Origin of the sequence: Actinomadura sp. 7K507, assembly GCF_004348425.1 — a bacterium.
GTDB lineage: Bacteria > Actinomycetota > Actinomycetes > Streptosporangiales > Streptosporangiaceae > Spirillospora.
Map to the genome: position 1 here is coordinate 1 of NZ_SMKK01000017.1, position 12,640 is coordinate 12,640.

Annotated in this window: 12 protein-coding genes and 1 tRNA gene; 8 read left to right on the plus strand and 5 right to left on the minus strand. The window is 67.9% G+C overall.

Annotation, left to right across the window (positions count from 1 at the left end; all coding sequences use genetic code 11):
* The first annotated feature begins 350 nt into the window (after window positions 1-350).
* The 7 genes from E1285_RS06180 (at window position 351) to htpX (ending at window position 7,770) form a co-directional block, all read left to right on the plus strand.
* Window positions 351-863: an NADH-quinone oxidoreductase subunit I gene (locus tag E1285_RS06180; RefSeq protein WP_207946436.1), complete on the plus strand. Its 513-nt coding sequence runs from the start codon at window positions 351-353 to the stop codon at window positions 861-863.
* Window positions 860-1,471, plus strand: coding sequence for an NADH-quinone oxidoreductase subunit J (locus tag E1285_RS06185; RefSeq protein ID WP_132148978.1), 612 nt, complete (start codon window positions 860-862; stop codon window positions 1,469-1,471). Before E1285_RS06180 ends, E1285_RS06185 begins: the two co-directional genes overlap by 4 nt.
* On the plus strand, window positions 1,471-1,860 hold the full coding sequence (nuoK, locus tag E1285_RS06190) for an NADH-quinone oxidoreductase subunit NuoK (protein ID WP_132148980.1): 390 nt from the start codon (window positions 1,471-1,473) through the stop codon (window positions 1,858-1,860). The genes E1285_RS06185 and nuoK overlap by 1 nt, the downstream gene beginning before the upstream one ends.
* On the plus strand, window positions 1,857-3,848 hold the full coding sequence (locus E1285_RS06195) for an NADH-quinone oxidoreductase subunit L (protein WP_132148982.1): 1,992 nt from the start codon (window positions 1,857-1,859) through the stop codon (window positions 3,846-3,848). Before nuoK ends, E1285_RS06195 begins: the two co-directional genes overlap by 4 nt.
* Window positions 3,845-5,353 carry an NADH-quinone oxidoreductase subunit M gene (locus E1285_RS06200; RefSeq protein WP_347814058.1) on the plus strand — a complete coding sequence of 503 codons (1,509 nt, stop codon included), beginning with the start codon at window positions 3,845-3,847 and terminating at the stop codon, window positions 5,351-5,353. Before E1285_RS06195 ends, E1285_RS06200 begins: the two co-directional genes overlap by 4 nt.
* Window positions 5,353-6,843: an NADH-quinone oxidoreductase subunit N gene (locus tag E1285_RS06205; protein ID WP_132148984.1), complete on the plus strand. Its 1,491-nt coding sequence runs from the start codon at window positions 5,353-5,355 to the stop codon at window positions 6,841-6,843. Before E1285_RS06200 ends, E1285_RS06205 begins: the two co-directional genes overlap by 1 nt.
* A gap of 66 nt (window positions 6,844-6,909) precedes the next feature.
* Complete coding sequence (gene htpX, locus E1285_RS06210) at window positions 6,910-7,770, plus strand: zinc metalloprotease HtpX (protein ID WP_132148986.1); 861 nt, start codon at window positions 6,910-6,912, stop codon at window positions 7,768-7,770.
* Between the two features lie 108 nt (window positions 7,771-7,878).
* Here the strand turns inward: htpX and E1285_RS06215 are convergent, their stop codons facing one another.
* Complete coding sequence (locus E1285_RS06215) at window positions 7,879-8,367, minus strand: YajQ family cyclic di-GMP-binding protein (RefSeq protein WP_132148988.1); 489 nt, start codon at window positions 8,365-8,367, stop codon at window positions 7,879-7,881.
* Between the two features lie 128 nt (window positions 8,368-8,495).
* On the opposite strand from E1285_RS06215, the gene E1285_RS06220 reads away from it, so the two are divergent.
* A tRNA-Tyr gene (locus tag E1285_RS06220) sits at window positions 8,496-8,577 on the plus strand.
* Between the two features lie 130 nt (window positions 8,578-8,707).
* On the opposite strand, the gene E1285_RS06225 is transcribed toward E1285_RS06220, so the two are convergent.
* From E1285_RS06225 to E1285_RS06240, 4 genes are all read right to left on the minus strand, one after another.
* Complete coding sequence (locus tag E1285_RS06225) at window positions 8,708-8,977, minus strand: hypothetical protein (RefSeq protein WP_243722598.1); 270 nt, start codon at window positions 8,975-8,977, stop codon at window positions 8,708-8,710.
* A gap of 245 nt (window positions 8,978-9,222) precedes the next feature.
* Window positions 9,223-10,446 carry a hypothetical protein gene (locus E1285_RS06230; protein WP_132148990.1) on the minus strand — a complete coding sequence of 408 codons (1,224 nt, stop codon included), beginning with the start codon at window positions 10,444-10,446 and terminating at the stop codon, window positions 9,223-9,225.
* A 466-nt stretch (window positions 10,447-10,912) separates the two neighbouring features.
* Window positions 10,913-12,349, minus strand: a complete 1,437-nt coding sequence (locus tag E1285_RS47180; RefSeq protein ID WP_132148992.1) for a tyrosine-type recombinase/integrase — start codon at window positions 12,347-12,349, stop codon at window positions 10,913-10,915.
* Window positions 12,349-12,546 carry a helix-turn-helix domain-containing protein gene (locus E1285_RS06240; RefSeq protein WP_132148994.1) on the minus strand — a complete coding sequence of 66 codons (198 nt, stop codon included), beginning with the start codon at window positions 12,544-12,546 and terminating at the stop codon, window positions 12,349-12,351. Before E1285_RS06240 ends, E1285_RS47180 begins: the two co-directional genes overlap by 1 nt.
* Window positions 12,547-12,640 lie beyond the last annotated feature (94 nt).

The following is a 12,640-nucleotide window of genomic DNA, read 5'->3' on the forward strand; positions in this document are numbered from 1 at the left end:
AGCGGCGGCGGGGGGCCCGGCGGCGGAACCGGCGGACCCGGGTAAGGGCGGCGCCACCCGGGCGGCCCGTACGTCCGCGACGGCGGCGGATGGGTGCCGTGCGGGCCGTGCGGGACTCCGGCCGGGCCCTGCGGACGGCGACCGCGCCCGGAATCGGAGGGGCGATCTGCGGGATGACTCACGCTGCCTCCCTGCCCACGAACCTGCCGCCGACCATGAGGTCCATACCCCGTACGACGGACGCGGAGCCCGCCGCGTTCCCAGGGGGCCGATCGTGCGCAATCATGGGGCGCGTGGGACGGCTACCAGGAGGCGGGCTGGCCAAGGGGCTGGCGGTCACGTTGCGAACGATGACGCGGCGTTCCATAACGCGTCAATACCCCGAAGTGCAGCCCGACCTGCCGCCGCGCAGCCGCGGCGTCATCGCGCTGTTCGAAGAGAACTGCACCGTCTGCATGCTGTGCGCCCGCGAATGCCCCGACTGGTGCATCTACATCGACTCGCACAAGGAGACCCTCCCTGCCGAGGGCGGCGGGCGGGCCCGCACCCGCAACGTCCTCGACCGGTTCGCCATCGACTTCGCGCTGTGCATGTACTGCGGCATCTGCATCGAGGTCTGCCCGTTCGACGCGCTGTTCTGGTCGCCGGAGTTCGAGTACGCCGAGTACGACATCGCGGAGCTGACGCACGAGAAGGACCGGCTGCGGGAGTGGATGTGGACCGTCCCGCCGCCGCAGGCCCACGACCCGGCCGCCGAGCCGCCGAAGGAAGTGGGCGCGGCAGAGAAGGCCGCCGAGCGGGCGGCGCGCAGACCGCCGGGACCGGGAGCCGGGCCGGGGCCAGGGTCAGGGGCGGACGCGTGAGCGGCCAGGAGATCGTGTTCACGCTGCTCGGCGTCGTCGCCGTCGGCTCCGCGGTCCTGGTCGTGACGACGCGGCGGCTCGTCCACGCGGCGCTGTGGCTGGTCGTGTCGTTCGGCGCGCTCGCCGGCGGCTACCTGGTGCTCACCGCCGAGTTCGTCGCCTGGGTACAGGTGCTGATCTACGTCGGCGCGATCGTCGTCCTGCTGCTGTTCGGGATCATGCTGACCCGGGCGCCGATCGGAGAGTCCGCCGACCTGGACTCCGGCAACCGGTGGGCCGCGGCGGCCGTCGCCGTCGCCACCGCCGCCGTCCTGGTGACCGTGATGGTCATGGGGTTCGGGGACGAGCGCATGCCGCTGAAGGACGGCGGCGGGTCGGCCGAGGCGCTCGGCGCGAGCGTGTTCCGGACGTGGGTGCTGCCGTTCGAGATCCTGTCCGTGCTGCTGCTGTCGTCCCTGGTCGGCGCCATCGTCCTGTCGCGCTCGGACATCCGCGCCCGCCCGGACGGCGACAAGACCGACAAGACCGCCAAGACCATTAACACCGACGACACGGGCACCACGGGCACCACGGGCAAGGCGGGTTCGGGCGAGGGAGACCACGGCTGATGCATCTCGCCTACCCGACGATCGTCGCCGCGCTGCTGTTCTCCATCGGTGTGTACGGGGTGCTGGCGCGCCGCAACGCGATCCTCGTGCTGATGTCGGTCGAGCTGATGCTGAACGCGGTGAACCTCAACCTCGTCACGTTCGACATCTGGTTCCAGGACGCGCTGCACGGCGGGCAGGTCCTCACGCTGTTCATCATCGTGATCGCGGCGGCGGAGATCGGGCTGGGGCTGGCGATCGTCCTGCTGGTGTTCCGGAACCGGCAGAACGTCGACGTCGACCGGCTCCGCGCGCTGTCGGAGCGCGGGACGGGCCCGGCCGGACCCGACGAGGCCCGGCCCGAGGAGAAGGCGGCCGACGAGAAGGCGGTCGAGGAGGCCGCCCCGTGATCTGGCTCGCCTCGCTGGTGGCGCTGCTGCCGTTCCTCGCCGCGTTCGCCGGGATGCTGTTCGGCCCGTCCCTCACCCGCGTTCTCGGCGGCTCCGGCGGCTCCGGCGGCCGGGTGGCGCCGCTGCGCAGCGGGCCCGCGCTCATCGCGTGCGCGCCGATCGCGGTGGCGGCCGTCCTCGCGGCGATCGTCGCGTTCACCGTGTGGCGGGCGCCGGGGGAGCGGATCGGCGTCCTCACGGTGATCGAGACCGGTTCGGTGCCGATCCGGGTCGGCCTCCAGGTGGACGGGCTGTCCGCCGTCGTCGCGCTCATGGTCTGCTGCGTGGCGCTCGCCGTCCAGGTGTACTCGGTCGCCTACCTGGACGGCGCCGATACGAAGAGGGACCGCCGCTACTCGTCCTACGCCGCGTTCATCTCGCTGTTCACGGCCGCGATGCTGCTGGTCGTCTACGCCGGAGACCTCCTCGTCCTGTACGCGGGCTGGGAGGTCATGGGCATCTGCTCGTACTTCCTGATCGGGCACCACTGGGAGGAGCGGGCGAACTCGCGGGCGGCGGTCAAGGCGTTCCTGGTGACGCGGCTCGGCGATGTCGGGTTCCTGATCGGCGTACTCGTCCTCGGCGCCGGCGCGGGCACGTTCGAGATCCGCGAGATCGTGCGGAGCGCGGGCGAGCTGCCGGGCACGACGGTGACGGCGGCGGCGCTGCTGCTGCTCGCCGGGGTCGCGGGCAAGAGCGCCCAGTTCCCGCTGCACACCTGGCTTCCGGACGCGATGGCGGGCCCGACGCCGATCAGCGCCCTCATCCACGCGGCGACGATGGTCGCGGCGGGCGTCTACGTCGTCGCGCGGCTGTTCCCGGTGTTCGAGGCGGCCCCCGCCGCGCTGGCCGTCCTCGGGATCGTCGCGGTGATCTCCATGGTCGGCGCGGCCTGCGCGGCCCTCGCACAGGACGACCTGAAACGCGTCCTGGCGTACTCGACGATCAGCCAGCTCGCCGTGATGGCCGCCGGGCTCGCGGTCGGCGCCGACTCGGCGGCGATCTTCCACCTGCTCACCCACGGCGCGTTCAAGGCGCTGCTGTTCCTCGCCGCCGGATGCGTCATCGTCGTCGCCGGGTCGAACATGCTCGCCCACTACGGCGGGCTCCGGCGCGGCATGCCGGTCACGTTCTGGTCGATGACCGTGGGGTTCGCCGCGCTCGCGGGCGTCCCGCCTCTCAGCGGATGGTTCAGCAAGGACTCCGTCATCGAGGCCGCCCAGCACTCCGCCCTGCACGGCGGTGAACCCCTGGCGGACGGCCGTCCCAGGTACGCGCTCGTCCCCGGCTCCTGGCCGGACGGGGGCACCATGCGCGGCCTCGTCCAGTCCGAGCTCGCCCCCGTGTACTCGCTGCCGGGCTGGGTCGCCTGGCTGGTCTACCTGGGGCTGCTGCTCACGGTCGCGTTGACGGCGGCGTATGCGACGCGCGCGTGGCTGATGACGTTCTTCGGCGAGCCGCGCGGTTCGTACGAGATCCGGGAGCCGTCGAGACTCATGTCGTGGACGGTCGCGGCCCTGGCCGTCCCCGCCGCGATCCTCGGCTTCTTCGGGCTCGGCGCGGAGGAACTGCGCCCGCACGCGGGCCCGGCGCTGCTGAGCGTGCTGCTGCTCGCGGCCGGTGCCGGGGCCGCGTTCCTCCTGTGGAACCGTGACCCCGCTCTGGATCCTGCGCGCGCGCTCGGGCCGGTCCGTCCGGTCTTCGCGCGGGCCTTCTACGTGGACGAGCTGTACGAGCGGACGATCGTCCGGCCCGTCCAAGCCGCGGCACGCCACATCGTCGTCCTCGACCGGCGTCGCGTGGACGCCGCCGTCACCGGGGCCGGACGCGGCTCGACCCGCCTCGGCGAACTGCTCCGCGTCCCGCACAACGGCAACGCGCAGTCCTACCTCACCGGCCTGCTCGCCGGCGTCGTCGTCATCGTCGCCGGGGTGGTGATCTTCCTGTGATCTTCGTGCTGATGATGGCGATCCCCCTCGCCGGGGCGCTGGCGATGCTCGTCCCGGCGAACCGGTTCCTGCGCACCGGCTTCGCCGTCCGCGCCTTCGGGACCGCCGTGTCCGCCGCGACGCTGCTCGTCGCGATCTCCGCGCTGACGGCCTTCGACTTCGGCGCGACCTCCCGCGTCCAGCACGAGGTCGACCGGGAGTGGGCGCCCGCGATCGGGCTGCGGTTCCACCTCGGCGTCGACGGGATCTCGCTGCCGCTGGTCGTGCTGACCGCCCTGCTGACGTTCCTCTGCTTCCTCTACATGCTGCGGCATCCGCCCGAGGGCGGCCGGATCCGGCTGCTGACCGCGCTCCTGCTCGTCCTCGAGATCGGGATGCTCGGCACGTTCACCGCGCTCGACCTCGTGCTGTTCTTCGTCTTCTTCGAGACCGTCCTGATCCCCATGTACGTGGTGATCATGCTGTGGGGCGGTGCGGGACGCCGCGCCGCCGCCTACAAGTTCATCCTCTACACCCTCCTCGGCTCCGGGCTGCTCCTCGCCGGGATGCTGCTCGTCGGCGCCACGGCCGGCACCCTCGACATGACCGAACTGGCAGCCCGGCACGGGTCCGGCCTGACGCGCGGCCTCCAGATCACCGCGTTCGCCCTGATGGGCCTCGGGCTCGCGGTGAAGGCGCCGATGTGGCCGCTGCACACCTGGCTGCCCGACGCGCACACCGAGGCGCCCACCGTCGGATCCGTCCTGCTCGCTGGCGTGCTGCTGAAGATGGGCACCTACGGCCTCATCCGCGTGGCGCTGCCGCTCGCGCCGGAGGGGGCGCGGTTCTGGGCGCCGTGGCTCGGGCTGCTGGCCGTCATCGGCATCGTCTACGGCGCGCTCGCCTGCCTCGCCCAGCGCGACCTCAAACGGATGATCGCCTTCTCGTCCGTCGGGCACATGGGATTCGTCCTGCTCGGCATCGCGACCCTCACCCCCGTCGGCATCAACGCCGCGCTGTTCGGCAACATCGCGCACGGCCTCATCACCGGCCTGCTGTTCTTCCTCGCCGGATCGGTCAAGGAACGCTGGGGCACCACCGACATGAACGCGCTCGGCGGCGGGATGCTGGGCACCTCCCCGCGGCTGGCGTCGATCCTGACGTTCGCGTCCGTCGCCTCGCTCGGGCTGCCGGGACTCGCCGGCTTCTGGGGCGAGATGCTCGCGCTGCTCGGCGCGTACCGCCCGCACGCCGACCTGCCGCGCGGGACGTTCGTGACGTTCATGGCCGTCGCCGCGCTCGGCGCGATGCTCACCGCCGCCTACTTCCTGCGCATGCTCTCCAAGCTCACCCACGGGCCGCCCGACGGCGTCGCCGAGGCCCGCCGCCCCGCCGCGGCGGTGTCCATGCAGGAGTACGCCGCCTGGGTGCCGCTGATCGCGCTCACGCTGCTGGTCGGCCTGTGGCCGAAGACCCTGCTGGACGTGACCACCGGCCCCGTCCGCGTGCTGTTCGGAGGCGGCTGATGATCCAGAGCATCGACTACGCGGCGGTCGCGCCGCCGCTGATCCTCGCCGTCGCCGCGATCGCGCTGCTGCTCGCCGACGCCTTCGACGCGCCACGGCGCCTGCTGGGCCTGCTCAGCGGCGGGGCCCTCACCGCCGCGCTCATCGCCGTGATCGCCCTCGCGCCGGGCGGCCGCCGCGCCACGTTCTGCCTCCCGGACGGCCTGCGCGGCGACGGCCCCGCGTCCTGCTCCTACGTCGCCGACGACTTCACGCTCCTGTTCCAGGGGATCGTCCTCGGCGCCGCCGTGGTCGTCGTGCTGCTGTCCCTCCAGGAGATCACCGACTCGAAGATGCCGGTCGGCGAGTACCACTTCCTGCTGCTCGCCGCCGTCATCGGCGCGCTCACCCTCGTCGCCGCCCGCGACCTCGTCCTCCTCGTCGTCGCGCTGGAGACGCTCGCGCTGCCGGTGTTCGCGCTCACCGCCCTGCGCCGCTACGACGGGACGTCGTCCGAGGCGGCGCTGAAGCTCTTCCTCGTCTCCGTGGTCTCTACCGCGATCATGCTGTTCGGGGTCAGCCTCCTGTACGGCGCGACCGGCGCCATGCACCTCGACCGCATCGCCCCCGCCCTCTCGAACCTCCCCGCGGACCTCGGCCCCGTCGCCGCCACCGGGTCCGTCCTCGTCCTCGCCGGGTTCGCGTTCAAGGTCGCCGCCGTCCCGTTCCACTTCTGGGCGCCGGACGTCTACCAGGGGTCCCCGCTGCCCGTCGCCGCGTTCCTGGCCGTCGTCTCCAAGGCCGCCGGGTTCGCCGGGCTCCTGATCATCCTCGCGCTCGGGCTGCCCGCCTACGGGCACGTGTGGGGCCCGGTCGTCGCCGTCCTGGCCGCGATCACGATGACCCTGGGCAACCTCGTCGCGCTGCGGCAGCGGACCGCGATCCGGCTGCTCGCCTGGTCGTCGGTCGCGCAGTCCGGCTACATGCTCGCGCCCCTCGCCGTCGGCGCGAACCGGCTCCCCGAAGCCGTCGCCGCCACCACCGCCTACGTCGCCCTCTACGCCGTCATGAACCTCGGCGCGTTCGCCGTGGTGATCGGCTTCCGCCGCCGCACCTCCGGGCGTCTCAGCCCCTCCTGGGACACCCTCGACGACTACCGCGGCCTCGCCCGCCGCAGCCCCGCCGTCGCGACCGCCCTCGCCTTCTTCCTGATCTGCCTCGCCGGCCTGCCCCCGGGCGTCATGGGGCTGTTCGCCAAGGTCGTCGTGTTCCGCGCGACCGTCGCGGGCGGCGTCACCTGGCTCGCCGTCGTGATGGCGATCAACACGGCGATCGGCCTGTACTACTACCTCGTCTGGGCCGCGCGGCTGTTCACGCCCGCGCCCGGCCCGTCCTACGACCCGGCCCCCGGACTGCCCGTCCGCGCCGCCATCACCGCCACCGCCGCCGGTGCCCTGGTCCTGTCGGCCGCGCCCCAGATCGTCCTGCAAACAGTGAGTCAGGCCACCTGAGCCGGGAACGTTCACCCAGGTCAAACCGTTGATGTTCATGCCGGAGTCGACGGGGAGGCAACGGAAGTGCAGTTCAACGGTGTCAAGACCGCAGCGCTGATCGCCGCGCTGTCGGCATTGATGCTCACCGCCGGATGGGCCGTCGGCGGCGGCGCCGGCCTGACGATCGCGCTGATCATCGCGCTCGGCACCAACGGCGTCGCCTACGCGTTCAGCGACCGGATCGCGCTGCGCTCCATGCGCGCCCACCCGGTCGGCGAGGTCGAGGCGCCGATGCTGTACCGCCTCGTCCGGGAACTGGCGACCTCCGCGCACCAGCCCATGCCGCGCCTGTACGTCTCCGAGACCCGCCAGCCCAACGCGTTCGCCACCGGACGCAACCCGCGCAACGCCGCCGTCTGCTGCACCCGCGGCATCCTGCAGACGCTGGACGAACGCGAACTGCGCGCCGTCCTCGGCCACGAACTGTCGCACGTCTACAACCGCGACATCCTCATCTCGTCGGTCGCCGCGGCCATCGCGACCGTCATCACCTACCTGTCCTACCTGGCGATCTTCATCCCCGGCCGCTCCGAGGACGACGACGGCCCCGGCCTCCTCGGCGCCCTCATGCTCCTCGTCCTCGGCCCCGTGGCCGCCGCCGTCGTCCAAATGGCGATCAGCCGGACCCGCGAATTCTCCGCCGACGCCGCCGGCGCCCGCCTCACCGGCGACCCGCTCGCCCTGGCCTCCGCCCTCCGCAAGATCGACGCGGGCACCCGGGCGATGCCGCTGCCCCAGGACCCCGAACTCGCCACCACCAGCTCCCTGATGATCGCCAACCCGTTCTCCGGCGCGGGGATCGGCAAACTGTTCTCCACCCACCCCCCGGTCGCCGACCGCATCGCCCGCCTGGAACGCATGGCCGGCCGCGGGCCCAGGCCCTGAAGCACCCCGGACGAATTCGACTGAACCGTTCCGGGCGCCGCCGCGTCATAACACCCGAACGCGCCGGCCCCTTCTGCGGGGGATGGGGCCGGCGCGCTCCCACGGCGACTACCGGTAGTTCACGAACTGGAGCGCCACCTCAAGATCCTTCCCCTTGAGCAGCGCGATGACCTCCTGGAGGTCGTCCCTCTTCTTCGAGCTGACCCGCAGCTCGTCCCCCTGGACCTGGGCCTTGACCCCCTTCGGCCCCTCATCCCGGATGATCTTCCCGATCTTCTTCGCCTCGTCCTGCTCGATGCCCTCCTTCAGGCCCACGCCCAGCTTGTGCACCTTCCCCGACAGCTTCGGCTCACCGGCATCGATCGCCTTCAGCGAGATGCCCCGCTTCACGAGCTTGTCCTTCAGCACGTCGAGCACGGCGTTGGCCCGCTCCTCCGTGTTCGCCTGGATCTCGATCGACTCACCCGACCACTTGATCCCCGCGTCCACGTTCCGGAAGTCGAACCGGTTGGCCACCTCCTTGGCGGCCTGGTTCAGCGCGTTGTCGACCTCCTGCCGGTCGAGCTTGCTGACGATGTCAAAAGAGCTGTCCGCCATCGCACACACATCCCCTCAGCAGCAACTTTCACGGTCCATCGAGCTTAGCGATCAAGCCCAAGCCCCGATGTCACACCCACTCCCACGGTCCGCTATTCTTTCCAGAGCCGTCGCGCAAGCGACGCCACGGCGGGTTGCCCGAGTGGCCAATGGGAGCGGACTGTAAATCCGTCGGCTTAGCCTACGCAGGTTCGAACCCTGCACCCGCCACACCAGCAAAAACAGCCCCTCACCTGCACATACGCGGTGAGGGGCTGTTCTGGTTCTGTCCGGTTGTCTCTGATCGTTTGCGGACGCCTACGGCTGCGCGGGTTGAATACGGGTTGAAGTTCTGACGGCCCTAGGCGGGTTGGTCAGGGCCTCCGGCGGTGCCCCCCTCGCTCTCGACGGGCCTGAGGTCGACTCTGGTCGCCTCTGTGATCCTGCGCTTGGCTTCCTCCTCCTGACCGGCCACGCACTTGGCGTAGACCCGGAGGAGGACGGCCACGCTGTGACCCGCCCACTCGGCCACCTGCGCGGGTGGGACACCCGCGCTCAGCCACGTGGACACGGCGGCGTGCCGGAGGGCATACGGCGTCTCAGCGAGCGGCGAGGCGGCCTCTGCGGGCATGAGAGCCTTCTCGCGGGTCACTTTGCCAGACGTCGCCCGTAGACGCTCTTGGAGAGCGCTCCTCGCGCCCACCAGAAAACCGGCGGCCGTCTTGAGGTCCGTCCGGGGCAACGAAAGGCTGGTTCGCCTCGACAACGAGGGGGAACCAGCGCCGTTCTCACGGAAGACGGGCCGGTGATCGTCGATGGTGTTAAGAGCGCGCTCGCATGAAGTATGCCCATGTACCTGGGGTGACACGCCATCCTTTAATGATCACGCAATTCGCTCATAATTCGGGAAACGGAAGCTTGAATGTTTTCCTGATACTGAACTTCTGGCATATCCTCTATGGAGGTCACCCATGATTCGTTGGCCGCATGTGCTGCGGACAGAACGTCCTGCATCTCATCTACGTCTTCGAGTAGAGCGGCTTTCTTGAAAGCATGCTTCGACTTGAGAGCACTAGTGTCCCAGCTTCTTATTTGCTGTTCGATTTTCTTTAGGTCGTGCAATTGCTTGGCGGCAAGCCACTCAAAGCAACGAACTTCAAGTTTTACATCGAGCTCCATCTCGTCGTTTTTTATCGTGTTAGCCATTTTTTGGATGGCTGCCCATTGGTCCAGCTTCATTAGCTCATCGAAATAGAGTATTGAGGTCCCGCTAACCGCGAGCGCGGACATATTCTTTTTGGTCTTCGGCAGAAATCTTGTCGCTATCAGGTTGCCCAGGCAGACAATATGCCCAAGACTTGAATGCAGGTACTGTTCGTCAAGTGGCAGTAGATTTCCTATCGGTCCCGCTCCGGCAACTTTATGTTTGTATGAGGGATTCACTTTCCCTCCGGTGTGGACATATGCGTGACGTCGCTCGAATATTTCTGCCACTTCGTCCCAGTTGATACATAGATTCTGGAGTACAAGACCTTGCTCCTCAAACCATTTCGTCCAAGATGCAAGACCGCCCCTTAGGATGTTCTCAACCCGCTTGGTCAGTGCGTTTTCTATTATTTCATCCAAATCGTTGGCGGCGATCAGCTCAGCTAGACTGAACTCTTTCTCTTGGATGGGTGCCTGGAGTGGATTCTGTCGCATAAAGACTTCAACGATCGACGAAATAAGACTCTCGAAAGCACTGACCATTACCATTAAAGTTGCTCTGTGCACTACCGCCGTAGGTTCCGGGCGAAGGATCAACTGCTTTAGTGAGAGTTCAAAGCTTGCATTTGTTGATCCCTTGCCAATAATCTCGACCAATTCGGCTCGCGCTTCCTCTCTCGACAACTTGTTGGCCGCGAACTTCTTGAGCAACCCCTGGAAGTCATCCTCCCTGTCCCCTTGAAAAGCTTTCGCTATGACTTCGAGCCTCCACTTTCGATCCGCGGCACGTAGGCTGCTGTGGGCTGAACTTGGAATCAAATGGTGGAGCGAGATGAGTGTCTCATTGAAACCGAAAATCGCATCAAAAATGTCGCCAGCATTTTCGTTCTCCATGGAAGTCCTTTCGTGATTTTTGTATAGAATGTTCCTGTAGTCTTCTTGCTTGGGTTAAGAGTTCCGTGACGGAATGCTATCGACTCCCAACCGTCACGGTGGCATTTCTAGACATGTCGGCCACCTTTGGCCTCCCGCTTCGAATCTCCCAACAGAGATGATGGGGGATGTGGGCCGGGGCCCAGATTAAACGCTCACGGAACCACGGGCGGAACGGAGATGCGGCGTGGGGCGGTCAAAAGAGACTCCGCCGCAGGTCGACGCCATGATCGTCGATATCGAGATCTCTGGAAATCATCGGCATAGCCTGCGGAGGTTCGAACCCAGTACCCGCCGCACCAGCAAAGAACAGCCCCTGACCAGGCGTTCCCCGGTCAGGGGCTGTTCTCGTTCCGTCCGACCGTCTCTGATCGTTTGCCGGTGTCAACGGCTGTGCGGGTTGGATACGGGATGAATCTCCGACGCCCTAGGCGGCCCGGTCAGGGCCTCCGGTCGCGTCCTCCTCGCCGTTGACCGGGCTCCGGCCGACCCTGGTTGCCTCCGTGATCCTGCGCTTGGCCTCTTCCTCTTGCCCGGCCACGCACTTGGCGTAGACCCGGAGGAGCACGGCCACGCTGTGACCCGCCCACTCGGCCACCTGCGCGGGCGGGACGCCCGCGCTCAACCAGGTGGACACGGCGGCGTGCCGGAGGGCATACGGCGTCTCAGCGAGCGGTGAGGCGGCCTCTTCGGGTGTGAGCGCGTTGGCTCTCGCCGTCCGCCATGCGCCCAGGTACGTCCGGTCGGTCATGATCCCGCCGCGTGGCCCGACGAACAGACGGCAACCAGGTTGGACCCGGAACGCTTCGATGTGATGCCGGAGGAGGCGAACGAGCTCCGGGTGAAGGGGAACCGGACGTGTCTCGCCGGGGGCACGATGCTTGAGTGGTTGCCGGTCGCGTGGCTTGCCGCCGTTCGTCCACCTAGACCCGCTACGCGGCTCCGAGTGTGTGAGGCGCAACTCTCCCCACCCTTCCGGCGGGAGAGAGACGAGGTTGTCACGCCGGAGGTCCACAACCTCTTCGGGGCGTAGAGCGGCGTAGTACATGAGGGCGAAGAACGCCACCATTCGTTCGCCTCGCTTGCCCTGCGGCTTGACGGCGGCGAGGAGGCGCGTGGCCTGTTCGGCGTTCACAACGGTTCGCATGTCGAGTGTTTGTGCCGTACGGGGCTTGGTCCACTTCACTCGCTTGAGCGGGTTGGCAGGGAGGATTGAACGCTCACACGCGTACTCCATGGCGTTGTTGAACGTGACCCGCTTGCGGGTGGACGTAGTGCCGGCGGCCGGGGTCCCGTCCTTCTTTCTGCTGAGTCTGTCGAGTACAGCCCTCGCGATGGTGGCGCCGTCGCGGTCGGGCGCCAGGTCGCCCATGTCGATGGTGTTGCGTTCCAGCCAACGGAGGGTGGGCAACAGCGCTTCGGGCGGCTCTCCGCCCTTCTGAAGGCGTTCACTGTACGCCCAGCTTCGGAGGGCTAGGCGGATCTCCTCGCGGGACGGCGCGCCCTTCTGAGACGTCAGAAGGGCTTCCGTCGCGTCGGTGAGAGCCTCTGCGATGCCTCGCCGATGGTTCGGCGAGGCGTACGGCCATTTCGCGGTGACGTAGTCGAGTGAGAACGCATACCAGCTGATTGCGTTCTCCTCGCGCGTCCAGGAGACAGGGCGCCCGGTTCGGAGGCTGAACGCCTCGCCGTTCTTCGTGGCGGTGACAAGGCTTGAACGGAAGCTTTCCGCCTGTGCGCTTCGACGGAACCCTTCGGTCCACCGCTTCGATCCGACCTTCCAACGGACGGTGTACGTGGTGACCCTCGCGCCCTGTCGAACGTGGGTCTCGTGAATCCGTACGTCGAATGTGGTGTCTTTCATCAGGCGGCGTCCTCGCAGGTTGAGAGCCAGCGGTCGAGTTCGGAGCGAAGAACCCGGAGGGACTTGTTCGGGAGCGTGAGGCAGCGAGGGGCGCGCTCCTTTAGGCGCCAGTCGTAGAAGGTTGAGGGGGAGATTTTGAGTTCGGCGCATACCTCGGCGACGGTGAGCTTTTCGTCGCGTTGTGTCTTGACGGGCAATTGCTACCTCATTTCTTCGGCGTGTGATCGGTCGGACTGGTGGCCGGTGTCGTGCTGGTGGCTGCGCACCGGTCACGGGGAGCGACGTCAACGG